The following is a 25055-nucleotide window of genomic DNA, read 5'->3' as shown; positions in this document are numbered from 1 at the left end:
GGGTGGCGGCCGTCTGACATGCGAGGTTTGACCACGCTCGCACCCGAACCTACCTTCGTCAACACGGGCGTGCGTGCAGTCTGTTGCTCACCCCCTTTTCTCTGTGTGAGGGAGGTGCCTGCCATGGACGTCTCCTTTCTCGGCGGACCAGGCCCACAGCGCGGTGTCGGCGTCGTCGCCCCGTTCGACTTCGCGCTGGACCGGGAGCTGTGGCGCTGGGTGCCGGACGAGGTGTCACTGCACCTGACCCGGACACCGTTCGTGCCGGTGGAGGTCAGTCTCGACCTGGCGCGCCTGGTGAGCGAGCACGAGACGCTGGGCGACGCGGTGCGCACGCTGAACACGAACACGCCCGAGGTCGTCGCCTACGCCTGCACCTCGGGCAGCTTCGTCGGCGGGATCGCCGGTGAGCGCGCGATGCGCGAGGCGATGACCCGGGCGGGCGCGGTGCCCTCCGTCACCACCTCGGGCGCCCTGCTGGAGGCGCTCGGGGAGCTGGGCGTGCGCCGGGCGGCCCTGGTGACGCCGTACACCGTGTCGGTCACCCGGTCGCTGGAGAAGTACGTGGCCGAGGCGGGCCTCAAGGTCACCGGATGTGCGTTCATGGGGCTGACGCGGGGCATCTGGAAGGTCCCCTACCGCGCCGTGGCCGACATGGCGCGTCAGGCGGTGTGCCGGGGGGACGGCGCGGAGGCCCTGTTCATCGCGTGCACCAATCTCCCGACGTACGACGTGATCCCTCAGCTGGAGGCCGAACTGCGGATGCCGGTCCTCTCGGCCAACCAGGTGACCGTGTGGGCGGCACTGCGCCGGCTGGGTACCTGGGCGGTGGGGCCGTATCAGGCGCTGATCGACCCGGCGGCACGCACCGGTCTGGTACTGCCGGAGGCTGCCGGTGCCGTACAGCCCGAACCCGTACTGCCCGAACCCCTGCCCGAAGAAGAGCAACAGCAGGAAGGCTCGACATGACCGCACTCGGATTTCTCTACCCGGGCCACTCCGCCGAGGACGACTATCCACGCATCGAGCAGCTGCTGGGGAGCGACATCCGGGTCGACCTCGTCCACACCGACATCGGTGAGGACGCCCACCGGGTGGATGCGCTGCGCGAGATGGGCTCGGCCGAGCGGCTCGCGGCGGGCGTCGAGGAGTTGCGCCTCGCGGGCGCCGAGGCGGTGGTGTGGGCCTGCACCAGCGGCAGCTTCGTGTACGGCTGGGAGGGCGCCCACGAGCAGGTACGCACCCTGGCCCGCCGCGCCGGCATGCCGGCCTCCTCGACCGCCTTCGCCTTCGTGCACGCCGTGCAGGAGCTCGGCGTGCGCCGGGTCGCGGTCGGGGCGACCTACCCGGACGACGTGGCGTCGCTGTTCGCGGACTTCCTGCGGGCGGGCGGTGCGGAGGTGGTCGCGGTCCGTCCTTCCGGCATCGTCACCGCCGCCGAGGTCGGCACCTGGGGGGAGACGGAGCTGCTCGCCCTGGCCCGCGCGACCGACCACACCGACGCGGAGGCGGTACTGCTCCCCGACACGGCCCTGCACACCGCCGCCCACATCCCGGCCCTGGAGAAAGAGCTCGCCAAACCCGTCCTCACGGCCAACCAGGTCACCGTCTGGGAGGCCCTGCGCCTGACCGACCGCCGGGTGAACGCGCCGGAGCTGGGGTCGCTGTTCACCAGGGAGCCGATCGTCCAGGTGTGACGAATATATGCACAGGAATAGATGGGGACATCTGTCTGTTGCCGCTGGGAAGACCCGAGAACGGCGCAACACGCAGGAGGACCCCGTGACGGCAGACGACATCCGCGGTACCAGCCAGGGCACCGCCCCCGTGCCCCTCTCCGTACTGGACCTGGTCACCGTGGGCGCCGGCCACACCGCCACCGACGCGCTGCGCACCGGCGTCGCGATCTCCCGCCTCGCGGAGTCCCGCGGCTTCCACCGGTACTGGGTCGCCGAGCACCACTCCATGCCGGGCGTCGCCTCGTCCTCCCCCGCCGTGATCCTCGCCCACCTCGCCGCCCACACCGACCGCATCCGGCTCGGCTCGGGCGGCGTGATGCTGCCCAACCACGCCCCGCTGGTGATCGCGGAGCAGTTCGGCACGCTGGAGGCCATGGCCCCCGGCCGTATCGACCTCGGCCTCGGCCGCGCTCCGGGCACGGACGGCGCCACCGCGGCCGCCCTGCGCCGCACCGACAACCCGCACGACGTCGCCGACGCCTTCCCCGAGCAGCTCGCGGAGCTGACCCGCTTCCTCGACGACGACTTCCCCGACGGCCACCCCTACCGCCGGATCCACGCCGTCCCCGGCCCCGTCCAGGCCACCTCTCCGGGCGGCGTCCAGTCCCCGCACCGCCCGCCGGTCTGGCTGCTGGGCTCCTCCGGCTTCAGCGCCCGTCTGGCCGGCCTGCTCGGCCTGCCCTTCGCCTTCGCGCACCACTTCTCGGCGCAGAACACGATCCCCGCCCTCGACCTGTACCGGGAGACCTTCAAACCGTCCGAGGTGCTCGCCGAGCCGTACGCTCTCATCGGCGTCTCCGCGCTCGCGACCGAGGACGAGCGGGAGGCCCGCCGGCAGGTCCGCGCCGCCGCGCTCAACATGATCCGGCTGCGCAGCGGCCGCCCCGGTCTCGTCCCCACCCCCGAGGAGGCCGAGGCGTACGAATTCAGCCCGCTGGAGCAGGAGTTCGCCGACTCCTGGAACGCCAACGTCATCCACGGCACCCCCGACGAGGTCCGTGCGGGCCTGGACGACCTCCAGAAGCGCACCGGAGCCGACGAGCTGATGATCACGGCCAACGCGCACAGCGGCGAGGTACGGCTGCGTTCCTACGAACTCATCGCCGACGCCTACGCGTTGCCGACCGCCTGACCCGTCTGATCCGCCTGGTCCGACGGACAGTCCAGCAGCTCGGAGATGCGATCCGGCGACACCGGCCGGGAGTACAGCCACCCCTGCCCGGTGTCGCATCCGATCCGGCGCAGCCGCCCGGCCTGCGCGGAGGTCTCCACGCACTCCGCGGTGACGGTCAGCCCCAGCCGATGGGCCAGCTGGATCATCGCCTCGACGATGACCTCGTCGGCCGGGTTGGGATGGGCCCCGGAGTCCTCGTACTGGAATCCCCGTACGAAGGATCCGTCCAGCTTCAGCACGGACACCGGCAGCCGGCTCAGATACGCCAGGTTCGAGTAGCCGGTGCCGAAGTCGTCGATGGCGATGCGCACGCCCATCTCGCTGAGCGCCTGCAGGGCCTGCAGCGGGCGGCCCGCCGAGCCCATTACCGCGGACTCCGTGAGCTCGAGCTGGAGCAGGTGCGGTTCCAGGCCGGTCTCGGCGAGGATCTCCGCCACGTCCTCGACCAGGTCGGAGTCCCAGACCTGGCGCACGGCCACGTTGACCGACACGAAGATGGGCGGCTCGTCGGGATGCTCCAGCTGCCAGCGGCGGGCCTGACGGCAGGCGGTGGCGAGCACCCAGCGGCCGAGCGGGACGATCGCGCCGTCCTCTTCCGCCAATCCGATGAACCGATTCGGCGTCAGCATCCCGAACTGCGGGTGGTTCCAGCGCACCAGCGCCTCCACCCCGCTCAGCCGCCCGTTCGCCATGCCGACCAGGGGCTGGTACTCGAGGGTGAACTCGCCGCGGTCGATGGCCGGCCGGAGCGTGGAGGCGAGCGCCTGACGGGTCATGCGGTGCGCGTTGCGCTCGGGGTCGAACAGCGTCCAGCGGGACTTGCCGTCCGCCTTCGCCCAGTACAGCGTCGTGTCGGCGGCCTGCATCAGACCGGTGGCGGTCGTCCCGGCCGCCTGTCGCTCCACGACCCCGATCGACGCCGACAGCGACAGCCGCTGGCCGGCCAGGTCGAACGGGGCCTGAAGGGCCGTCAGCGCGGACTCGGCGAGGTCGGCGAGCTGCTCGGTGCCCGTCGAGTCCTCGACCAGCAGAGCGAATTCGTCGCCGCCGAGCCTGGCCACGAGCGGCGCGCTCGCCCTGCCGTACCCGGCCTCGTCCGCGCAGCGCGACAGGCGTTCGGCCACGGCCGCCAGCAGCCGGTCGCCGACGCGGTGGCCGAGGGTGTCGTTGACCGCCTTGAAGCCGTCCAGGTCCAGGTAGCACAGGCCGATCCGGCCGGTGCCGCCGCGCTCGTACGCCTCCACGTCCAGCGCGGCCGACAGGCGCTCGAAGAACAGGGTGCGGTTGGGCAGCCGGGTCACCGGGTCGTGCATCTGCAAGTGCCGCAGCCGGGCCTGGAGTTCACGCCGGGCGCTGATGTCGGCGGCGGCCAGCAGCACACCGTCCGTGCCCTGGGGGAGCGGGGAGACGGTGACCTGCACCCAGACGCTGTGCCCCTCGGGCTGTTTCAGGCGCCGGGTGCAGCGCAGCCGGGCCTCACGGCCGCGCAGCAGCTCGCGGTACGCGTGCCAGGTGCGGGCGTCGGACGCCAGGTCCACCAGATCGGCGGCGACCCGTCCCGCCAGTTCCCCGGGGTCGGTGCCCAGCAGGTCGGCCAGCGCGTCATTGGCGGTGACGACCAGGCCCTCGCGGTCGACGACCGCCATCGCCAGTGGGGCGGAGACGAAGGCCGACCGCAACGGGTCGGAGACCTCGCCATTCGTACGACGAGACGCTTGTTGGTTACTGTCTGTGACGGCCGGCCGGATGAGGTCTGCCGCGGGCGTCGACCCTTCGGACGTTCCGCTCACCGCTCGCTCCCGCAGTGCACTCGATCTGCTCGATCTCTGCTCGATCTCTGTCCGGGCAGGAAAGGTCAGGAAAGTGTGCCGATCATAGAGGTTCGCCCCGGACCCTTGCAGCCACTGTCCAGTGTCCCGGAACCGACGCGGAACCACCCGTCGTCCTGACAGATCGTTTCTGCCCGCCAGAGCACCGGTTTCATCGGCGACGGACCGGTTGTGACGGTCCGTGAGCACTTCCGGAGACGCTGCCGCCGTTCCCCCGAACGGCCGTCACTCGTCCGATGCAGACAAACAGGGCATACAACATGTAATACGCACAGTCTGGGTGCGGTGTCCCATAACCGCACCCGGAGGTCCCCGTGCCGCGTCTGCTCCCGCGTCCCCGACTGCGCAGCACCGCGGCCGTGTTCACCACCCTCTCGGCGCTCGCCGCGACCTCCCTCGTCACCGGCCCCTCGGTCGCCGAGCCCCTCTGGGCAGCACCCTGCGCGCTCACCCGCACCGAGGCCCACCACTCGGAGGGCCTGGACACCTGGAACGCCGACTATCCCCGGCCGACCCGCACGCTGGACGCGGTGATGGTCTTCCTCTCCTTCCCGGACTCGGACCCGACGGTCACCCCCGCAGAGCTGACCGCCGACCACTTCCCGGCCACCAGCCGCTACTTCACCCGCGCCTCCTACGGCAGGTTCCGGCTCCGCCCGCACCCGCTGCGGCACTGGATCCGGATGCCCCGGCCGTCCACGGCGTACGGCATACAGCGCGACTGGTCCGCTCCGCACCGGACCGCCTACCTGCGCGACGCGCTCGCCGCCGCCGACGGCCGGGTCGACTTCTCGCGCTACGACATCGTCTACCTCGTCGCCGATCCGGACGCGCCCGGAGTGGACTCGGACGCCACGAAGGTGGTCAACCTGGACGGCCCGCTGCGGGTGGACGGCACCGACATCCGCCGGGTCGTCACGGTGTTCGAGAACCATCCGCCGGACCGGCTCGTCCTCGCCCACGAGACCGGCCATGTCTTCGACCTGCCGGACCTCTACCACCGCCCGGCGGACGGCAAGGGCGACTGGGACACCCACGTCGGCGACTGGGACCTGATGGGCAGCCAGTTCGGGCTCGCCCCCGATCTCTTCGGCTGGCACAAGTGGAAGCTGGGCTGGCTGGAGCGGCGCCAGGTGACGTGTGTGCAGGGCGCCGGGCCGGTGCGGCTGACACTGGAGCCGCTGGGCGCCGGGCCGGGGATGCCCATGACGGCCGCGGCGGGCGCCCCGGCCTTCGGGCTGGGCCGGGGAACCAAGCTGGCGGTCGTGCGCACCGGGGCCGACAGCGTCCTCGCCTTCGAGGCGCGCGGCTCGTCCGGCAACGATCACGGCGCCTGCCGGCAGGGCGTCCTCGTCTACCGCGTGCACAGCGGCGCCGAGTCCGGCGGCGGCCCGGTCCAGGTGATCGACGCCCACCCGCACACGGAGGCCTGCTGGGAGAACTCGGTCTACCCGCCCCTCGCGGACGCCCCGGTCGACCTGGGCGAGGCCTTCACGGTCCCCGGCGAGGCCGTCCGCGTCGAGGTGGAGGGGCGTACGGCGACGGGGGCGTGGACGGTGAAGATCACAGTGGGGTGAGCGGTCGGCCGACGGCATGCAAAAAGCCCCTCGCCTGCGCGAAGGGCTTCTCACTGTCGTGCGCCGCCAGGGACTCGAACCCCGGACCCGCTGATTAAGAGTCAGCTGCTCTAACCAACTGAGCTAGCGGCGCCTGCTGACGTCGTAGACATTAGCACCCTGGTCGGGGGGAGGAAAAATCGATATCCGTACGGCCGAACGGGCGGCCCGCACGGCCGCCCACAGCAGGATCTCCGGGCCCGGCAGCCAGGGGTGACGGGTGTCCGGGGCAACCAGCCAGCGGGAGTCGGGCGGGTCGGTGGGGGCGGACGGGGCGGTGGAGGCGCACGGGGCGGTGGGGGCGGAGCGATCGGGGCAGGTGGGCCGGCCGGGGCGGGTGGGCCGGCCGGTCGGGGCGGGTGCGGGCACGGTGATCGCGTCGCCGGTGCCGTGGCACAGCAGCGGTGGGATGGCCGCGGTGCGGCCGTGGGACCCCCACTCCTCCCACTCCAGCAGGGAGGGGAGCCGCTGGGCGGTGCCCGGCGCGGCGAACAGCAGCATCCGCCCCCGGAACGCGGCCACCGGCCCCGACCCCGGCCCTTCGTCCCACAACCGGTCCAGCATCCGGCGCCCGAAGATCGCGGGCGTGCTCACCACATCGAAGGCGGAACCGCAGGGCAGGACGACCGGGGCGTCCGGACGCTCCTCCCAGAGGGCGAGCGTGCTGCGCGGATACGCTCCGGCCGAGGCGAGCCAGGCGGCGCCGTCCGAGGTCAGTGTGCTGCTGCTCATACACCCACATCTACGGGGTGTGAGCATTCCCCTCCTGTGGGTTGCCGGAAATCGGGACGCGCGAGGGGGAAGGGGAGTATCTTGCGCGCCCGGCATATGCCAGCAGGGGTGGCCACCCCTGCAGCCCCCGGCCGCTCACACGGGATCGGGTCCCCGCCCGTCGGCCCCCCGCATCAGGTCCCGCCCGAACTCCACCATCTTCTTGGCGTAGTCCTCGGTCCACTCGGCCCGCTCGGCGATGTCCGCGGGCGTCAGCCGGTCGAACCGCCGCGGATCGGCGAGCTGTGCCGCCGCGATGGCCTGGAACTCCACCGCCCGGTCGGCCGCCGCCCGGAAGGCCTGCGTCAGCTCCGTCGCCCGCGCCAGCAGCTCGCGGGGGTCGTCCATCGACTCCAGGTCGAAGAAGTGCTCCGGGTCGCCGGCCGCTTCCGCGGGCTCGAAGAGCAGGGGCGCGGGGCGTAGCCGCGGTTCGTTCCGACGCGGCGTGGGCTCCGCCATGTCTTGTCTCCTCCTCGTACGGTTCCGATGGCGCCGCCTGTGGGGGTGGGCCACCCTCAATTGTCTCGCGCCTGCGCAAGAGGGCCCTCGGTCACCTCTGGCGTTCAGCGTCGCCAGGCCACCCGATGTTCCGCCAGATGCGCGAGCACCGCGTGGTTCGCCTCCCATCCGTCCGGAAACTTCACGACCGTGCCCAGCTGGACCGGCTCTGTCGACGGGTAGTCGTCCAGCAGGTCGCTCACCCCCGCCCGGCACACGACGATGCACGCGTGCCGGTGGCGGGAGGCCAGGACGCACAGGCGGCCGGTTTCCAGGTGGAAGGCGGTGGCGTCGGGGCGGCCGGACAAGGGGTGCAGGACCACGGTGACGTCGTACTCCCGGCCCTGGAGGCGGTTCGCCGTGTCGACAGTGACGTCCGACACGCCCAGTTCGGCCAGGGCCGCCCGGACCGCCGCCGCCTGGTCCCGGTGGGCCGTGCCGACGGCGATCCGGTCGGCGGTCAGCGGCGCAGCTTCGGGTGAGCGCTCCGACGTGGCCGCCCCGCCCCGGTCCAGCAGGCGTCGTACGACCGTCGCCACCGCCCGCACCGCCTCCGGGTCGGTACGCGGCGTGTGCCGGGCGGGCAGCTCCAGCAGGCCCCAGCCCGACTCCGCCGCCTCGTCGATCACCCGGTCGGGGCCGGAGCCGTCCGACGGGACGCCGAAGGTGAGCCGTCGGTCGCCGTGGCCGGTCCCGCTGCGGAACGGCGTGTACGGATAGAACGCGTCCGAGACCAGGGGCGCCGCCGAGGCGGGCAGCCGCCAGGAGACCGGCAGGCGGTGCTGCGGCAGATCGGGGTTGTGCGCGAGCAGAGTGCTCACCGCGGAGGCCGAGGGGTCGTACGACAGGCCTGCCCACTGCTCGCTGCCCACGATCGCGAACGGGTCCAGCTGGCCCGGGTCGCCCACGAACAGCGCCCGCTCGAAGAGACCGGCCACGGCGAGCAGCGAGTCGGAGCGCATCTGGTACGCCTCGTCGACGATCGCGTGCCGCCACGGTCCGTCGACCTTGACGTGGCCCCATTTGGCGGCGGTCGAGATCACGACGGGCAGTCCCGTCAGCTCGGCCGCCTTCGCCGACTTCCGTACCTGCGGCAGATCGTCGAGCGCCTTGTCGTACGGGTCGGCGTCGCTGCTGTGCAGGCGGCCCACCGGCAGCTCGGGATTCTTCTCGGCGAGCCTCAGCACCAGGTCGTCGACCTGGGCGTTGGTCTGCGCGATCACCATCAGTGAGCGCCCGGTGCCGGCGAGTTCGAGCGCGGCGCGGACCACGAGCGTGGACTTTCCGGCGCCGGGCGGAGAGTCGACGACGACGCCGCGATGCGGGCCGTGCAGCGTGTCGTGGAGGATCGCCTCGGTGGCCCGCGCCGCCGCGGCACCGGGGTCGAAGGCGGTCTGCGTGGTCACAGGACATCTTCCTCGGTGACGGGGTCGGCGGGCTCGGGGGCGGTGTCCGCGCCGGGCGGCCCGCCGTGCGTCCACGGCGTGTCCTCCGGGTCGGGGAGCTTCGCGCCGCCCCGCTGCTCGTGCTCGAACAGCGTGAAGCACACCGCGTCGCCCTTCTCCGGCACGGACCCGGCCTCGGGCTCCTTGCCGCGGCCCATCTTGTCGAGGATGCGCAGGACGACCAGCGTGCCGTCCTCCTCGTACCCCACGAACTCCGCCGCCTGCGGCTTTCCGTTGTACGACCGGTACACCTTCGCCCGTTCGCCCAGGTGGGGCCGGTCGTCCGTGCGGACCGTGACGAGGGGGCGCGGGCTCGGGCGCCTGCCCTCGCTGTACGCCATGACGACATCCGTGACCTCGCCCGCGAACGCCTCCCCGGTCAGCCGTCGCCCGGCCATCACCAGCGGGTCGTCGAGCGCCTCCTGGGCCTCCAGGCGGGCCTGTTCGCGCTCGCGCGCGGCGAGCTTGTTCGCCGCGGTCACCGCGTCGTCGCGGCGCGGCTGCGGGGGCTCACCGGCCAGGACGCGGTCCCGGTGGCCGGTGAACGACCAGCGGTCGCGGGTCCACCGCTCCTCGACGTGCGCCCCCTCGGGCAGCTCCCGCAGCAGGTCGAGCCCGCGCCACACCGCGTCCCAGGTGGGCCGGGTGACCCGCTCGACGAGGGCGCGGATCTCCCGCTCGGCGGCGGTCAGGTCACCGAGCCGGTCGTCCGCCGCCATGCCGTCCTCGGCGGCGGCCAGGGCGGTGCGGGCGCGGTCGTAGCGCTCGATGGCCGGGGCGAGGAGCTTGTTGTCGAACGCCGGGTCGGTGGCGGGGCCCGCGGGCGGGCAGACGAGCTGGCCCTGCGCGTCCCTGTGCAGCTCGGCCCGCAGGGCCGCCTCGGCACCGGTGGCGCCCTCCGGTGGGTCGATCCAGGCGAGCAGGGCACCGAGGTGCTGGTCCTCCAGGCTGGACTGGCCGGTCGCCCAGTGCCGGGCGAGCACGTCCGTCAGGGCCAGCAGCAGCGAGGAACCTGGGACGCGGGCGCGCTCCCCGTAGTGGGTCAGCCACCGGCCGAGCAACGGCACCCTCGGTGGCGCGGGATGGGGCGTTTCCGGGTCCTGTTCCGCCGTACGGCGAAAGCGCATCGAACGCCCCAGCAGCCGTACGAAGTCGATGCCCGCGCGACTCGGCACGATCAACTGCGGGGCGTCCGCGCACAGTTCGACCTCGACCTTGACCCGCTTGCCGGTCTCCGGGTCGGTCTCGGTGCGCTCGGCCGCCTCGACGCTCTCCGCGTGCGCGTCGATGTACGGCAGGACCACGTCGGCCAGTTCGGCCAGGAACGCGAACCTGAGGTCGCGGTCGCGGGGCTGTGGGACGACCAGCAGCCGCGGCGCGTCCGGGTCGGTGCCGACGAGCGCGCCGAGCGGGGCGCCGGCCTCACCGGCGGTGGTCAGCGGCACGAGGACCAGCGGACGCTCGGACAGATGCCGGTGCCGGACCGTGGCGGTGGGCTGCGCGCGTCCGGTGTCGACGGCCTCGAGACGGGCGAGCGTGGAGATCAGCGACACGGGGCTGCCTCCACGGACTCGGGGTGCTCCGGGGCATCGGCGTGCTGCCGCCGGCCCAGTGCCTCGGCGCGCAGGTGGGCCGCCCGGCGCAGGGCCGCCACCGCCGGGTCCTGGGGATCCCCGGCCTCCCCGCGGGCCGCCGCGAGGACGTCCCCGACCGTCGACAGGCCGCCCAACTCGGCGCGGACCGAGCGGCCGAGGGAGGTCACCGCGCCGGCCGCGCGGGAGCGGTCCCGGCAGTGGAAGGCCAGCTCGCACGCCGACAGGCACTCCGGCGCGTACGTCGCCGGCACCGCCTCGACCGCGGTGGTCAGCTCGGCGGCCGGCAGTTCGGGGGAGAAGCACGTGCCCTCGGGGAGCGCGTCGGCGATGTCCTGGATGCGGGTGAGGCGGGCCAGCTGGCGGCGGGTGACCGCGCGTTGCTTGCGCACGTCGACGGCGGAGGCGGTGGGGAGGTTGGAGAAGTCCTTGGGGCAGACGAGCAGGATCCGGTGCCGGACCGGCGGGTCCGGCCGGAGCTTCGCGGCGACCTCCTCCAGTGCCAGCACGTACACCGCCGCCTGCCGGGCCGCCGCGCCCACCTTCGCCGGGTCCGCCGAACCGTCCAGCATCGGGAACGACTTGATCTCCACGACCGTCCAGCTGCCGTCCGGGTGCACGACCACCGCGTCCGGCTCCAGGAACGCGGGGGTACCGGCGACGTCGAGCGCGAGCATCGGATGGTCGAGCAGCGTCCAGCCGCCCGCCTCGACGGCCTCGCGCAGCGCCAGCGCGGTGCGGGCGGCGCGGCCCTCCGGGCCGATCGCGGACAGCTCCGGCACCCGCGCGTGTGCGGGCGGTTCGGCGCCCGGGTCCAGCTTCTCGTGCGCCAGCCGCAGCAGTTCCGCGCCGCCGTCCGCCTTGACCCGGCTCTCGAACGCGTTGCCGCGCGTGAAGGCGAACTGGGACTGCCCGAACACGGACGGCGAGCCCAGCGCACCGGCCAGCGCCGCCTTGTTCACCCCGGCGCCGTCGAGGATGGCGCGCCGCTTGCAGCCGGGATTGGCAGCCAGGGCCGCGAGGGCGCGCGCATCAAGTGCCTTGGCCGGTACGTCGGGACCGCGCAGCTCAGCGAGCTGCTGCCGGAGCGCCGCCCCCCGTGTCCGCGGGGGAGGCACCCGGCTCGGCTCCCGGTCCGAGCCGTGACTCGCGCTGCCGTGGAATTCGCTCACCCGCCGAAGTCTGGCATCCGCCACTGACAATTGAGGCACGTGCGGCACGAGAGGCCGGTGTGGAGGAGGCGGAACCCGCGACCGGCGAAGCGGCACCCGCCGAGGTGGCGACGCGCGCCACCAGCCGCGTCCGGACCCGGTTCGCACATCGCATCACATACGGCGCCAGCAGCAGCCCGGCACCCATGACGGCCGCACCCGCGACCGCGTCGAGGAAGTAGTGGTTCGCGGTGCCCATCACCACGATCGTCGTCACCAGCGGATACAGCACGCCCGCCACCTTCGTCAGGCGCGTCCCGCCGTACCGCCACAGGATCACCCCGCACCACAGTGCCCAGCCCACGTGCAGGCTCGGCATGGCGGCGTACTGGTTGGTCATGCCGCCGAGCCCCCGCGGCGCGCTCGCCTCGCCGGCCCACCAGCCGTACGAGCTGTACTGGGCCATCGTGTCCACGAAGCCGTACCCGGCCGACAGCAGCCGGGGCGGGCAGGTCGGCATCAGCGTGAAGCCGATCAGGCCGATGAACGTCGAGGTCATCAACCAGGTGCGGGCCGCGCGGTAGTGCTTGGTGCGGGATCTGAACAGCCAGATCAGCAGGGCGGGGGTGACCAGGTAGTGCAGCGACGCGTACCAGAAGTCGGCCGGTATGCCGAGCCAGGCCTCGCGCGTGAAGAGGCGGTTGAGGGGGTGCTCGGCGTTGATGTGGAGGACCTTCTCGATGCGCAGGATCGCCAGGCCGTGGTCGACGGCGGTGGAGACATCGCCCCGGGCGAGGAGCCGGCCCGCCGAGTAGCAGGCGTACACCAGGAGGATCAGCGGCAGTTCGGTCAACCAGCGGAGCCGGGGGCGCGGGGCTGCCTCGATGCCCGGTGTCACGGCCTGCATCCGATCGCCCTCCCCCTTCTCGTCGCGCGGCGCCCCGGCCGTCGGACCGGCCGTACACCACAGGGCGTACGGGCGGGCGCCTCGAGGGGCGCGCCTCCCGGCCCTGATAGACGCGGAGATCGCCCCCCGGGTTGCCCCCGGACAGCGTGCGCGATGATGGAGGGGTTCCGCCTCCGATTTCTCCGTTCTCCCGTTTCTCCGTTCTCCCGGAAAGGTCCCGTCCTCTCATGGCACCGCGCATCCTGCTGGCCCGGCACGGACAGACGCAGTGGTCGCTGTCCGGCAAACACACCGGCAGGACCGACGTCCCCCTGCTCGACGAGGGGCGGCGCGGCGCGAAGCTGCTGGGCGAGCGACTGCACCAGGCGCCGTACGACGGGCTCCCCGGCGTCGAGGTCCGCACCAGTCCGCTGGCACGCGCGCGTGAGACCTGCGAACTCGCCGGTTTCGGCGCACGCGCGCGTACCTGGGACACGCTCATGGAGTGGGACTACGGCGCCTACGAGGGCATGACCCCGGCCGACATCCAGGCCGTCCGCCCCGGCTGGCTGATCTGGCGCGACGGTGTGCCCGAGGGCGAGACCCTGGCCGAGGTGACCGCCCGCGCGGACGAGGTCGTCACCTGGGCGCGCTCACAGGACCGCGACGTCCTGCTCTTCGCCCACGGCCACATCCTCCGCTCGATCGCCGCCCGTTGGCTGAGCCTCCCCCTCGACTTCGCAGCCCGCATACGCCTGAACCCCACGTCACTGTCGATCCTGGGCTGGGCCTACGGCGAACCGGCAATCGAAACCTGGAACGACTACGGCCACCTGGCGTAGCTGCGGGCAGCCCCGCCGCCGTAGCTGCGGGCAGTCGTGCCGCTGGGGCGGCACGGGTGGGCGCAGCGGCACCCCGCAACGCCGGGCAGCGCAGCCCACCCCACCCCAGCGACAACGCCGAGCACCCCGCTAACCCCGCCCAGCCCAGACGCCCGCTCAAACCGACCGCGGCAAAGAAGCATGCCGCTCCAAGAAATCCCCCACCCCCGAAGCCCGCCGATGCGGCAGCAACACCCGCGCCGTCCCCGCCAACATCGCCTGAATCCGCGACGACTGAACCTCGTCCAGCAGATCCAGCACCTGCATCCCCGCAACAGCCGCCTCATCCGGCCGCCCCCCGCGCGCGAGATCGTCCGCAAGCTCCGCCGTGTACAACGCGATGTTCCTGCTGAAGTGCGGATCCTGCAGATGCGCCGCCCGCCGCGCATGCCGCGCCGCCCGCGGCCAGTCGCCCAGCGTCGACCAGCACTGCGCCTCCAGCGCCTCCAGTTCGGCCTCGCCGTAGAAGCTCATCCACTCGGGGTCGGCGTCCGAGGCGCCCCGCTCGTAGAGGGCATGCGCGCGGGTGAGCGCCTGTGCGCAGCCGGTGCGGTCGGCGAGCCCCGCCCAGCCGCCCGCCTCGCGCAGCGCGAGCAGCGACATCAGCCGGTCGGAGCCCAGCGGGCGCGCGATGCGCTGCGCGGCCTGCGCCGCGCGCACCGCCTCGCGGGGGCGCCCGGCGTCCCGCGCGAGGAACGCCGTGTTGCAGAAGGCGTGCGCCTCCAGTCCCGGGTCTCCGGTCATCCGGGCGGTCGCGAGCGCCTCCGCGTAATGCGAACGCGCGTCGTCGAACCGACCCGAGTCGTGCGCCAGCCAGCCCACGGAGATCGCCAGTTCACCGGCGCCCGAGTGCAAGCGGTCGGCGGTCGCCTGCCGCGTGGCGCCGGCGTCCAGCAGCGCGTACGCGGCGCGCAGCGGTGCCGCCGCGCGCCGGTAGAGGCCGTCGGCGCCGTGCCGGTCGTCGAGCAGCCGGATCCTGCGGACGGCCTCTTCGAGGGCGCCCACCTCGCTCGCCCCGACCCGGCGCACGGGGCGCTCCGCGGCCGACGCGTCGAAGGCGAGCCCCAAGGGGCCCAGTGAGGCGGCGGCAACCGTGGCGCCGCCGCCGGTCATGAATGCGCGACGCAGCACGTCGCTCTCCTCGTAGTTGATGTGCGTGTCGTACGGGTCCTGCGTGTCATACGGCTCATGGGCCCCGCGCGCCTCAGTGGTGGGCGCGGAGCTCGGGGTGGGCATGGGGGGCGGGTCGGCGGCGGTGCGCGCGCCGCGTCCGCGTACGGAGGCGCGGGGCGCGAACCCCAGGTCGGTGAGCGTGTGTCCGGGGAACATGTGCAGGAACACCCGCTCGTAGGCGTAGTTGGGGCAGCGGATCTCGCCCGCCTCCACCCGGCCGATGTAGCGCGCGTCACAGCTGACCTGCTCGCCGATCTCCCGGGCGGCCCGACGGACCGCCGCGGCGAACTCGGCGGGCGAGCGCTTGCCGCGCAGACGCCGGAAGGCGAGGTTCGGCCGCGGTGGCCGGTTGGGCTGGGACGAGGTCACCGTTGACGACGCCATGGCCGGGTCCTCTCGTGCGAACCGTCGAACCATGCCGGATCGGGGTCTAGTTGACTCGAGTGGTCACTGTGGTGCCCTGATTTCCGGCGGGCAAGAACGTACCTGCTGTGACGGGTCCGGCACGCAGTGTTTAGCTACAAACCGGATATCTCATACGTGATCTGCCATGAACTGCCATCCTTTGCGGCACACTTCCGCCGTAGCCGTTGACGCCGCCACGGCGTTGAACCCTGTGGACCGGGAGCCGCCCGACTCCCGACCTGCTCGCCCAAGGAGGATTCCGTGGTGGAGGCCGGGATGGAGACCAGCCGGAGCATCGATCCTCGTACGCCGCTGCCCGCATGCGATCTTGTGACGGTACCCGCCCGGCAGGGGCTGGAGGCGGTCGACATTCTCCGGCGCGGCGAGGCCGAGGCCGTCGGGCCCGTCCTGCACGACGACAGCGGCGACACCCTCGGCTTCGTGGTGCCGGCAGGGACGGCGGCGGCGTGGGACGTCCCGGGCAGTACGTGTACGCAGACCAACGGGCGCGGTCTGAGCCTGGCCCCCGAGCCGCCGGCCGGCGAGGCGGAGGCCGCCGGTTCGGAGTGGCTGCTGCCCCCGGACGAGGCGGAACTGGCGACGGATCCGGCGGTGCTGAGGCGGGCGCTGGGCGAGGCGGCGCGGATGATCGAGGCGGCGGACAACTGTCGCTGACGTGCGCCGGCCGGCCGGGCGGGCGCGGCCGCTCGCGGCTTGCGAAAATGGCCGAATGGGAAAGTCCAGGAAGGCTCGCGGAGCGCAGGCCGCCGTCGCAGCCGTCGCCGAGACCGTCGACGGTGGACTCGCTCAGCTGATCCCCGACCGGGACCGGGCACGGGCCTGGACACTGCTGATCGACGGGGCGCCGCAGTCGCACGTCGATCTCGACGATCCGGTGTATCTGTCCTTCGAGTACCAGCGGCGCCTCGGCCATGTCGTCGACCTCGCCGCCCCGCCCGGCAAACCCCTTCAGGCCGTGCACCTCGGAGGCGGCGCCCTCACCCTCGCCCGCTACGTGGCCGCCACCCGCCCCCGCTCCACCCAGCAGGTCGTCGAGCGGGACGCGCCCCTTGTCCAACTGGTCCGCCGTGAGCTGCCGTTGGCGCCGAACGCCCGCATCCGGGTGCGGTCCACGGACGCCCGCGAAGGCCTCGGCAAGGTGCCGGACGGCTGGGCCGACCTCGTGGTCGCCGATGTGTTCAGCGGGGCCCGTACGCCCGCCCATCTGACCTCGACGGAGTTCCTCGACGAGGTGCGCAGGGCGCTCAGGCCCGGCGGGCTGTACGCCGCCAACCTCGCCGACGGGCCGCCCCTCGCCCACCTGCGCGGCCAGATAGCCACCGCGGCCGCCCGTTTCGCCGAACTCGCGCTGGTCGCCGACCCGGCCGTACTGCGCGGCAAGCGTTTCGGCAACGCGGTCCTCGTCGCCTCCGACCATCCGCTCCCGCTCGCCGAACTGACCCGCCGCGCCGCCTCCGACCCGCACCCCGCCCGGGTCGAGCACGGCCGCACACTCACCGACTTCACGGGCGGCGCCGTACCGGTCACGGACGCGGCAGCGGTCGCGTCCCCCGCACCACCGGCGTCGGTGTTCCGCTGAGCCAGCAGCGCTAGTAGGTGCCGATCTCCACCCGAGGCGGACCGTCGTGCCAGGTGCAGAACACCGACACCCGCTCGGCGCCCGCACCGAACTCCACCCGGATCCACGTCTCCGTCTTCCACACCTGCATCGACCAGCCGGCGTCCGGGGTGGCCGACACCAGCGTCGCGGAGCTCTTGCCGAGATCGAAGACGACCCGGCCGCCTTCGGTGGCGTAGCTCTTGACCTCTCCCGAGGTGGAGGCGGCGGCCGTGGGGGTGGGGCTCGCGTCCCCGGCGGTCGGGGTGGCGGACGGTGTCGGGGCCGGCTTGCGGGTGGCCGACGGGGTCGCGCTCGGCGACGGCTTCGGCCGGCGTGTGCTCGCCGACGTGGACCGCGGCTCGGGCGCGGTCGGGTCGGCCGCGGTGACCGGGAGGGCGCGCGGGGGGTCGTACGCGGTGTCCGCCATCACCGTGTGGACACCCCACCACGACAGCGTGGTCGCCGCGCCCGTGGCGAGCGACCAGGCCAGTACGTGTACGACTCCTCTGAGCATCGCGGGCCATACTGCCTCACGCGGGTCACGGGCGTCCCACCGGTCACGAACGGTGTGGAGTTTTCCACAGGTCGGAGTTGTCCACAGGCGCCGGACCGCTCTCTCCCGCATGGCGTACGGTGCGGCGCATGGCAAGTGTGCTCGTGGTCGAGGACGACCAGTTCGTACGCTCGGCGCTCATCCGGCATCTGACCGACGCCTCGCACACCGTGCGCAGCGTCGGTACGGCACTGGAGGCGCTGCGCGAGGTCGCCCATTTCCGCTTCGACGTGGTCATCCTCGACCTCGGACTGCCCGACCTGGACGGGTCCGAGGCGTTGAAGATGCTGCGCGGCATCACGGACGTACCGGTGATCATCGCCACCGCACGGGACGACGAGACGGAGATCGTCCGGCTGTTGAACGCCGGCGCGGACGACTATCTGACCAAGCCGTTCTCCGTCGAGCACCTGTCCGCCCGGATCGCCGCCGTGCTGCGCCGCTCCCGCGCCGCCGCCGGCGAGGCCCCGCCCTCACCGGTGCTGCGGGTCGGCGGACTGACGGTGGATCCGCTGCGCCGCCAGGCCGAACTGGACGGCGTACGACTGGACCTCACCCGGCGCGAGTTCGACCTGCTGGCCTTCCTGGCCGGGCGGCCCGGCGTCGTCGTCCCGCGCCGGGAGCTGCTCGCCGAGGTGTGGCAGCAGTCGTACGGCGACGACCAGACCATCGACGTCCATCTGTCCTGGCTGCGCCGCAAGCTGGGCGAGACGGCGGCGCGGCCGCGCTATCTGCACACCCTGCGGGGCGTCGGGGTGAAGCTGGAGCCACCGGGAGCGGAGGCGCAGCCATGAGGTGGGCCCTGGTCAAGGTCTCGCTCGCCGTCACCGCCATGGTCGTGGTCGCCTTCGCGGTGCCCCTCGGGCTGGTCATCAAGGAGATGGCCCGTGACCGCGCTTTCTCCGACGCCGAGCGGAACGCCGCGGAGATCGCCCCCGCGCTGTCCATCACCACCGACCGTGCCCAGCTCGAACGGGTCGTCGCCTCCGCGGGCTCCGACGCCGGGATGGCCGTGCACATACCGGGCGGCGACGGCACGGACGCCGTGGAGATCGGGCGGCAGCGCGCCGCCGACGCGGACGTGGCGGCCACCCGGGAGACGGGGCGCGCCTCCACCGCCGAGGTGCCCGACGGCTCGGCCCTGCTCCAGCCGGTCGCGTTGAGCTCCGGTCAGATCGCCGTCGTCGAGGTGTTCATCCCCGACGCCGCGGTCGCCAAGGGCGTGGGCACGGCCTGGGCGGTGCTGGCCGGAGTCGGTCTCGCGCTGATCGTCGGCTCGGTCGCGGTCGCCGACCGGCTGGGTGCACGGATGGTGCAGCCGGCGCAACGCCTGGCCGAGGGCGCGCACGAGCTGGGCGAGGGCAAGCTGGGCGCCCGGGTGCCCGAGGCGGGGCCGAGAGAACTGCGGCTGGCAGCCGCGGCGTTCAATTCGATGGCGGACCAGGTCGTCCAACTTCTCTCCAACGAGCGTGAGTTGGCGGCCGACCTGTCCCACCGGCTGCGGACCCCGCTGACCGTGCTGCGGCTGAACGCGGCCTCCCTCGGCGACGGACCGGCCGCCGAGCAGACCAGGGCCGCGGTGGCCCAACTGGAGCGGGAGGTCGACACCATCATCCGGACCGCCCGCGATGCCAAGCCGCAGACCGCGGCGGCCGGTCCGGGCGCCGGATGCGATGCGGCCGAGGTCGTGCGGGAGCGCATGGAGTTCTGGTCGGCGCTGGCCGAGGACGAGGGCCGCAAGGTGCGCATGGCCGGCGTCGACCGGCCGGTGCGGATACCCGTGGCCCGCGCCGACCTGGCCGCCGCGCTCGACGCGCTGCTCGGCAACGTCTTCCGGCACACCCCGGAGGGCACCGCCTTCGCGGTCGACGTGCACAACGGCGAGGACGCGGTGATCGTGCTCGTGTCCGACGCGGGGCCCGGCATACCCGACCCCGAGGCGGCGATGGCGCGCGGCCGGGGCTCCGGCAGTGACGGCTCGACCGGACTCGGGCTGGACATCGTGCGCCGGCTCGCGGAGTCGACCGGCGGCGACGTACGCATCGGGTCGTCGGTGCTCGGCGGCACGGAGGTGCGGATCTGGATCCAGCTGGACGGGCGCGAGCCGGCGCCCCTCCGGCGCGGTCACCGGGGGTCCGTCAGACGCCGCCGACGGGGCGGATCGCGCTCCGTCTTTAACCGTCCCCGATCCCTTCCTTAAGCGGACCCTAAGATCGCCAACCCCCGTCCGGATCAGGCCGTTTGCCCGATTCCGGCTCGCTAGCGTGCTGCCGCACCCACCCCCTCCGTGAACAGCAAAGGCAGGCACGCGATGAGCACGCACCGGCGCAGGATCAGTGGCAGGAGCAAGGCGATCGGTGCGGTGGTCGCCGCGTCCGCCGTCGCAGGCGGGGCCGTCCTGTTCACCGGCACCGCGCAGGCGGCCGGGGTCGGCGCCGCGTACACCAGAACCAGCGACTGGTCGACGGGATACACGGCGCAGTACGTCGTCACCAACAACAGCGGCGAAGCGAAGGCCGACTGGGCACTGACGTTCAACCTGCCCTCCGGTGCGAAGCTCAGCTCCCTGTGGAACGGCGAGTCGAGCGTGAGCGGGCAGCGCGTCACCGTGCGGCCGCCGGCCTGGGACAAGGACGGCCTGGCCGCCGGTGAGTCGGTCACCGTCGGGTTTGTCGTCAACGGCTCCGCCGACCCGACCGGCTGCCTCATCGACGGCGCGAAGTGCTCCGCGGACGAGGCCGCCACCCCCGAGCCGACCGGCCGCCCCACCGACTCCCCGACCCCGACGGCGGCCCCCACCCCGACGCAGACCGCCACCCCGACCAAGACGCCCACCCCCACCGCATCCCCGTCGGAGAGCACTGGCAACGGCACGACCGCCGGCGCCGGCTTCGCCCCGTACGTCGACACCTCCCTCCACCCCGCGTTCGACCTGGTCGCCGCCGCCGACGCCACCGGCGTGAAGGAGTACAACCTCGCCTTCATCACGGACGGCGGCGGCTGCACCCCGAAGTGGGGCGGCGTCACCGACCTGGCGAGCGACGCGGTGGCCGGGCAGCTCGGCGCGCTGCGCGCCAAGGGCGGCGACGTGCGGGTCTCCTTCGGCGGAGCCGCCGGCACCGAACTGGCCACGGCGTGCTCGTCGGCGGACGCGCTGGCTGCGGCGTACGGCAAGGTCGTGGACGCGTACAAGCTGACCAAGGTCGACTTCGACGTGGAGGGCGGCGCACTGCCGAACGCGGCCGCCAACACCCGCCGCGCCCAGGCGATAGCCAAGCTCCAGCAACAGCACCCGAACCTGGACGTCTCCTTCACACTCCCGGTGATGCCCGAGGGCCTGACCCAGGACGGCGTGAACCTCCTGTCGAACGCGAAGCAGAACGGCGTCGCGATCAACACGGTCAACATCATGGCGATGGACTACGGTCCGGCGTACAGCGGCGACATGGGCACGTACGCCGAACAGGCCGCCACCGCCACCCAGGCCCAGATCAAGAGCGTGCTGGGCCTGTCGGACAGCGCGGCCTGGAAGACGGTGGCCGTCACCCCCATGATCGGCGTCAACGACGTCACGACCGAGATCTTCAAACCCGACGACGCCACCCAACTGGTCAACTTCGCCAAGTCCAAGGGCCTCGCCTGGCTCTCCATGTGGTCCTCCACCCGCGACAAGGCCTGCCCGGGCGGCCCGAAGCCCTCGGCCGACGCCACCTGCAGCTCCATCGACCAGGCGGAGTTCGCCTTCACGAAGGCGTTCGCGTCCTACAACTGAGCCGCACTCTGGTCCACTTCGAGCTACGGGGAGCGCGCCCCGGCCGGTCTTCCCCCATCCGGCCGGGGCGCGTGCGTTCCGGGCCGACGGCGTTGTGAAGAGCCTGGATGGGCATGAGTGCGTGATCGGCACCGTCTTTACGCTTTTTGCGCGACGTCAGACGATGCTCTCGTAAGGTGCCGTCGTAGCAACTCTTGGCTCAGGGGGCGAAGTTGGAGTCCAAACTGCTCATCGACAATTCCGACAAGGGGGTGGCGGCTGCACAGCTCGGCGAGCTGGCCGAGTGGCTCCGCCATGAGCGGGAGCTGCGCGGGCGGATCCGGCTGGAGCAGGGCGAGCCGGGGCGTGACGAGATGAGCGGTGGGCTGGTCGAGGCCCTCGTGGTCGCGCTCTCGACCGGCGGGGCCGTCACCGTGCTCGCGCGGGCGGCCGTCGAGTGGGTCAAGCACCGCACGCGGGACGTGACCCTGAAAGTGGAAAAGTCGAACGGGGAGAGCTTCGAGGTCAGCGTGCAGCGCGCCACCTCGGACGACGCGCTGGTCGCTCAACTCCTCGACTTCCTGGGGCCGGACGAGCAGACCGCGGGCCCCGATGAGACGCCCTGACAGCGCCAGATCGCGTGTCGTGCTCGTCGGCACGGCCACCTACTCCGCCGATCGCTCCCTGCAGGACCTGCCCTCCGTACTGAACAACCTCACCGACCTGGTGAGCGCGCTCCGTGAGCCCGCCCACGGCTGGTTCACGGAGGAGAACTGCACGGTCATCCGCGACCCCGCCCGCGCGGAGGACGTGGCCCGACGGCTCGCCGAGATCGCGCCGCAGGCCGAGGACCTCCTGCTCGTCTACTTCGCCGGGCACGGACTCCTCGACAGCCGCGGCAACCTGTACCTGGGGCTCTCCGAGACCCGCCGCGACCTGCTGCGGTACACGGCCATGCCCTTCGACGGGGTGCGCGAGGTCGTCACCGACAGTCCCGCCCGCAACCGCGTCGTCATCCTCGACTGCTGCTACTCGGGACGCGCCATCGATGTGCAGGCATCCGACGACGTCGTGCTGGACCAGACGCAGATCACCGGCTCGTACACCCTCACCGCGACCGCGAGCGGAGTGACCGCGCTCGCGCCGAGCGGGGAGCGGAACACCGCCTTCACGGGGCAGTTGCTGAAGCTGCTGCGGGAGGGCGATCCGCGCGCGCCGGAGCTGTTGACGCTGGATCACGTCTACCGGTCCCTGTACCGGGGGCTGATCAGCCGGGGCCTGCCGGAGCCGCGCCGGCAGGGCACGGACACCGTCGAGGACCTGGTCCTGGCCCACAATCTGGGCTTCCGCGCGCCCACCGACGCAGGCCCCCGGGAGGAGGCCCACGCGGGCCGGCTGCTCGTCGACGACGCCGAGCAGCTCGGACACGCCGGGGACCCGGTGGGGGCGGTGCAGCGGTACTCGGAGATCCACCGGCTGCTCACGAGGCTCTACGGTGCCGACTCGCCGAACGTGCGCAGCGCATGGGCGAGCGTGGTCTACTGGGGACAGCGGTCCCCGATGGCCACCAGCGCACCCACCCCCGTCGGCCGGGCCGTCGGCATCGACTTCGGCACCACCAACTCCGTCATCTGCGCCCTGGAGGGCGGCGAGCCCACCGTCATCGCCAACGCCGAGGGCTCCAGGACCACGCCGTCCGTCGTCGCCTTCGCCAAGAGCGGCGACCTGCTCGTCGGCGAGGTCGCCAAGCGCCAGGCGGTCACCAACCCGGACCTGACCGTCCGCTCCGTCAAGCAACACCTGGGCACCGACTGGACGTTCACGGTCGACGGCAGGGAGTACGGCGCACCGCAGATCGCCGCCCTCGTCCTGCAGAAGCTGAAGCGGGACGCCGAGGCCTACCTGGGCGAGCAGGTGACCGGCGCCGTCCTCACCGTCCCCGCCTACTACGGCGACACCGAGCGCCAGGCGGTCAAGGAAGCCGGTGAAATGGCCGGCCTGAACGTCCTGCGGATCGTCAACGAACCCACCGCGGCCGCCCTCGCGTACGGCCTGGAGGAGGATGCGGATCACCGGATGGTCCTCGTCTTCAGCCTCGGCGGCGGCACCTTCGACGTGTCGGTGCTGGAGATCGGCGACGGCATCGTCGAGGTGAAGGCCACCAACGGGGACACCCATCTCGGGGGTGAGGACTGGGACCAGTGCATCGTCGACCACCTGGTCCAGCGGTTCCACTACGGCCACGGCGTGGACCTCAGCAAGGACAAGATGGCCATGCAGCGTCTGCGTGAGGCCGCCGAGAAGGCCAAGATCGAGCTGTCCTCCGCCACCGAGACCTCGATCAGCCTGCCCTACATCACCGCCTCCCGCGAGGGTCCCCTCCACCTCGACGACACGCTCACCCGCGCCCAGTTCCAGCGGATGACGGCCCACCTGCTGCACCGCTGCCGCACGCCGGTCCACACCGTCCTCCAGGATGCGGGACTCGACGCCTCCCGCATCGGCCACGTCGTACTCGTCGGCGGCGCCACCCGGATGCCCGCAGTCGCCGAGCTGGTGAACGGGCTGACCGGCGGCACGCGGACCAAGCGGGGCGTGAACCCGGATGAGGTCGTCGCGGTCGGCGCCGCACTCCAGGCGGCGTACCTCCATGGGGAAGTCTCCGAGGCCCTGGTGTTCGACGTGGCCCCGCAGTCCCTCGGCATCGAGACCAAGGGCGGCGTCATGACCAAGCTGATCGAGAAGAACACCCCGATCCCGACGAAGCGTTCGGAGATCTTCACCACGGCCGACGACAACCAGACATCCATCATGATCCAGGTCTTCCGGGGCGAGCACGAGATGACGGCCCACAACGAGAGGGTCGGCACGTTCGAGCTGACGGGTCTGGCACCGGCCCCGCGAGGCGTGCCACAGATCGAGGTCACCTTCGAGATCGACGCCGACAACGCGGTCCACGTGTCGGCGAAGGACTTGGCCACCGGAAAGGTCCAGCACATCCAGCACCACTGATCCCGGTGCGGGACGGGGCTCGATGCGCCGATCGGCGGCTATCTGCCGCAGCTGGTGCCGGGAGAGCGCGGCAGGAAGATCACGGTTCGGATGCTGCTCAACCACACCAGCGGCATCCCTGATTACATCCCTTACGCGTTCCCGTCCCTCCAGGGGTTCCCTTCTCTGCCGGACATGTCGCCCGAGAGCCTGGACGACAACCGGTTCAGGCAGTTCAGCTCGGCCGAGCTGATCGAGATGGGGCTCACGGCGCCTCCCGCCGGCGAGCCCGGAGGCCCCACAGGGGTGTACTCCAACACCAATTACCTGCTCCTCGGCCAACTCCTGGAGCCGGTGACCGGCACCACGGCCGAGGAGTACATCACCCGGAATGTCATCGAGCGTGCTGGGCTCCGGCACACCGGGTTTCCGGCCGGGCCGCGTATCAAGGGACCGCACTCGCGGATGTACGAGGCTTTCTACGGCTTGATCGACCCGCCGCGCGACTACAGCGTCCACAACATGTCCTGGGTGGGGCCGGGGGCCGCACTGGTATCGACCATGGAGGACCTCAACCGTTTCTACGGCAAGCTGCTTGCCGGCGAGATCGTCAACCAGGCGTCGCTGGCGCAGATGCAGCGCACGCTCCCGGTCCGCGCCCTGGACGGAACGACGATCGACTACGGCCTCGGACTGCACAAGGTCAGCATCCCGGGTTGCGGCACCTTCTGGGGCCACGACGGCACGGTCTGGGGAGCCGGAACGATGTCCCTGACCCGGGCCGACGGCCAGCGTCAGATATCCGTCGCGATCAACCTCATGAGGTGGAACAAGCTGGACTCCTCGGGGAACCCGCAGCACCACCCCATCGACGACGCGCTGTCGACGCTGTACCGGCAAGCGATGTGCGGCAACGGAAACGCCCAGGCCAAGCGTGCCTCGCAGATCCCGGCGTTCGTCCCGTAGCCGGAGTGCCGCA

The 25055-nt window shown here is 72.3% G+C and carries 20 protein-coding genes, 1 tRNA gene and 3 pseudogenes; 14 read left to right on the top strand and 10 right to left on the bottom strand.

Translation table 11 applies throughout. The annotated features are described in order from the left end of the window. The first annotated feature begins 123 nt into the window (after positions 1-123). From ACFV7R_RS08235 to ACFV7R_RS08225, 3 genes are all read left to right on the top strand, one after another. Positions 124-969: a decarboxylase gene (locus ACFV7R_RS08235; RefSeq protein WP_385261279.1), complete on the top strand. Its 846-nt coding sequence runs from the start codon at positions 124-126 to the stop codon at positions 967-969. Continuing rightward, positions 966-1697, top strand: coding sequence for an aspartate/glutamate racemase family protein (locus tag ACFV7R_RS08230; protein WP_385261277.1), 732 nt, complete (start codon positions 966-968; stop codon positions 1695-1697). Before ACFV7R_RS08235 ends, ACFV7R_RS08230 begins: the two co-directional genes overlap by 4 nt. A gap of 85 nt (positions 1698-1782) precedes the next feature. Then, on the top strand, positions 1783-2871 hold the full coding sequence (locus tag ACFV7R_RS08225) for an LLM class flavin-dependent oxidoreductase (RefSeq protein ID WP_385261275.1): 1089 nt from the start codon (positions 1783-1785) through the stop codon (positions 2869-2871). On the opposite strand, the gene ACFV7R_RS08220 is transcribed toward ACFV7R_RS08225, so the two are convergent. Further along, complete coding sequence (locus ACFV7R_RS08220; protein WP_385261273.1) at positions 2850-4703, bottom strand: putative bifunctional diguanylate cyclase/phosphodiesterase; 1854 nt, start codon at positions 4701-4703, stop codon at positions 2850-2852. The two genes, ACFV7R_RS08225 and ACFV7R_RS08220, sit on opposite strands and share 22 nt — an antisense overlap. A 353-nt stretch (positions 4704-5056) precedes the next feature. On the opposite strand from ACFV7R_RS08220, the gene ACFV7R_RS08215 reads away from it, so the two are divergent. Then, entirely contained in the window at positions 5057-6319 is a 1263-nt protein-coding gene (locus ACFV7R_RS08215) for a M6 family metalloprotease domain-containing protein (protein ID WP_385261270.1), read from the top strand. Positions 6320-6378: 59 nt separating this feature from the next. On the opposite strand, the gene ACFV7R_RS08210 is transcribed toward ACFV7R_RS08215, so the two are convergent. From ACFV7R_RS08210 to ACFV7R_RS08180, 7 genes are all read right to left on the bottom strand, one after another. Then, positions 6379-6452: transfer RNA gene (locus tag ACFV7R_RS08210), tRNA-Lys, on the bottom strand. Beyond that, the gene (locus ACFV7R_RS08205) at positions 6443-7090 is read right to left on the bottom strand and encodes a bifunctional DNA primase/polymerase (protein WP_385261268.1); all 648 of its coding nucleotides are present in this window, start codon (positions 7088-7090) and stop codon (positions 6443-6445) included. The genes ACFV7R_RS08210 and ACFV7R_RS08205 overlap by 10 nt, the downstream gene beginning before the upstream one ends. Positions 7091-7225: 135 nt before the next feature. After that, entirely contained in the window at positions 7226-7588 is a 363-nt protein-coding gene (locus ACFV7R_RS08200; protein ID WP_385261265.1) for a hypothetical protein, read from the bottom strand. 104 nt (positions 7589-7692) lie between these two features. Continuing rightward, positions 7693-9033 (bottom strand): AAA domain-containing protein, encoded by a 1341-nt coding sequence (locus ACFV7R_RS08195; RefSeq protein ID WP_385261264.1) that lies wholly within the window; start codon positions 9031-9033, stop codon positions 7693-7695. Further along, positions 9030-10625 (bottom strand): hypothetical protein, encoded by a 1596-nt coding sequence (locus tag ACFV7R_RS08190; RefSeq protein WP_385261262.1) that lies wholly within the window; start codon positions 10623-10625, stop codon positions 9030-9032. The genes ACFV7R_RS08195 and ACFV7R_RS08190 overlap by 4 nt, the downstream gene beginning before the upstream one ends. Then, positions 10616-11782 carry a hypothetical protein gene (locus ACFV7R_RS08185; protein ID WP_385261417.1) on the bottom strand — a complete coding sequence of 389 codons (1167 nt, stop codon included), beginning with the start codon at positions 11780-11782 and terminating at the stop codon, positions 10616-10618. The genes ACFV7R_RS08190 and ACFV7R_RS08185 overlap by 10 nt, the downstream gene beginning before the upstream one ends. After that, positions 11733-12722 carry a phosphatase PAP2 family protein gene (locus ACFV7R_RS08180; protein WP_385261261.1) on the bottom strand — a complete coding sequence of 330 codons (990 nt, stop codon included), beginning with the start codon at positions 12720-12722 and terminating at the stop codon, positions 11733-11735. Before ACFV7R_RS08180 ends, ACFV7R_RS08185 begins: the two co-directional genes overlap by 50 nt. 227 nt (positions 12723-12949) lie before the next feature. Here ACFV7R_RS08180 and ACFV7R_RS08175 point away from each other — a divergent pair, with 227 nt between their 5' ends. Beyond that, positions 12950-13543, top strand: coding sequence for a histidine phosphatase family protein (locus ACFV7R_RS08175; RefSeq protein WP_385261260.1), 594 nt, complete (start codon positions 12950-12952; stop codon positions 13541-13543). A gap of 156 nt (positions 13544-13699) precedes the next feature. On the opposite strand, the gene ACFV7R_RS08170 is transcribed toward ACFV7R_RS08175, so the two are convergent. Further along, positions 13700-15139 carry a hypothetical protein gene (locus tag ACFV7R_RS08170; protein ID WP_385261258.1) on the bottom strand — a complete coding sequence of 480 codons (1440 nt, stop codon included), beginning with the start codon at positions 15137-15139 and terminating at the stop codon, positions 13700-13702. A 297-nt stretch (positions 15140-15436) separates the two neighbouring features. On the opposite strand from ACFV7R_RS08170, the gene ACFV7R_RS08165 reads away from it, so the two are divergent. After that, the gene (locus tag ACFV7R_RS08165) at positions 15437-15835 is read left to right on the top strand and encodes a hypothetical protein (RefSeq protein ID WP_385261414.1); all 399 of its coding nucleotides are present in this window, start codon (positions 15437-15439) and stop codon (positions 15833-15835) included. Positions 15836-15890: 55 nt separating this feature from the next. After that, positions 15891-16760, top strand: a complete 870-nt coding sequence (locus ACFV7R_RS08160; protein WP_385261256.1) for a spermidine synthase — start codon at positions 15891-15893, stop codon at positions 16758-16760. A gap of 10 nt (positions 16761-16770) precedes the next feature. On the opposite strand, the gene ACFV7R_RS08155 is transcribed toward ACFV7R_RS08160, so the two are convergent. Then, the gene (locus ACFV7R_RS08155) at positions 16771-17295 is read right to left on the bottom strand and encodes a hypothetical protein (RefSeq protein WP_385261253.1); all 525 of its coding nucleotides are present in this window, start codon (positions 17293-17295) and stop codon (positions 16771-16773) included. A 128-nt stretch (positions 17296-17423) separates the two neighbouring features. On the opposite strand from ACFV7R_RS08155, the gene ACFV7R_RS08150 reads away from it, so the two are divergent. From ACFV7R_RS08150 to ACFV7R_RS08120, 7 genes and pseudogenes are all read left to right on the top strand, one after another. Further along, positions 17424-18128, top strand: coding sequence for a response regulator transcription factor (locus ACFV7R_RS08150; RefSeq protein ID WP_129803825.1), 705 nt, complete (start codon positions 17424-17426; stop codon positions 18126-18128). After that, positions 18125-19534 (top strand): sensor histidine kinase, encoded by a 1410-nt coding sequence (locus tag ACFV7R_RS08145; RefSeq protein ID WP_385261250.1) that lies wholly within the window; start codon positions 18125-18127, stop codon positions 19532-19534. The genes ACFV7R_RS08150 and ACFV7R_RS08145 overlap by 4 nt, the downstream gene beginning before the upstream one ends. A gap of 111 nt (positions 19535-19645) precedes the next feature. After that, positions 19646-21106: a cellulose binding domain-containing protein gene (locus ACFV7R_RS08140; protein ID WP_385261247.1), complete on the top strand. Its 1461-nt coding sequence runs from the start codon at positions 19646-19648 to the stop codon at positions 21104-21106. A gap of 212 nt (positions 21107-21318) precedes the next feature. Beyond that, on the top strand, positions 21319-21711 hold the full coding sequence (locus ACFV7R_RS08135; protein ID WP_385261244.1) for a hypothetical protein: 393 nt from the start codon (positions 21319-21321) through the stop codon (positions 21709-21711). Further along, positions 21698-22324, top strand: a pseudogene (locus ACFV7R_RS08130) (caspase domain-containing protein); the annotation flags it as partial. The gene ACFV7R_RS08135 and the pseudogene ACFV7R_RS08130, both read left to right, overlap by 14 nt. Before the next feature lie 321 nt (positions 22325-22645). Continuing rightward, a pseudogene (dnaK, locus tag ACFV7R_RS08125) lies at positions 22646-24079 on the top strand (molecular chaperone DnaK); the annotation flags it as partial. 33 nt (positions 24080-24112) lie between these two features. Continuing rightward, positions 24113-25042 (top strand): annotated as a pseudogene (locus tag ACFV7R_RS08120) (serine hydrolase domain-containing protein); the annotation flags it as partial. Positions 25043-25055: the final 13 nt, after the last annotated feature.

Source organism: Streptomyces sp. NPDC059866, assembly GCF_042731325.1.
Taxonomy (GTDB): domain Bacteria; phylum Actinomycetota; class Actinomycetes; order Streptomycetales; family Streptomycetaceae; genus Streptomyces; species Streptomyces flavusporus.
Note: the sequence above shows the minus strand (reverse complement) of the source record. Positions and strands in the feature narration are given on the sequence as shown.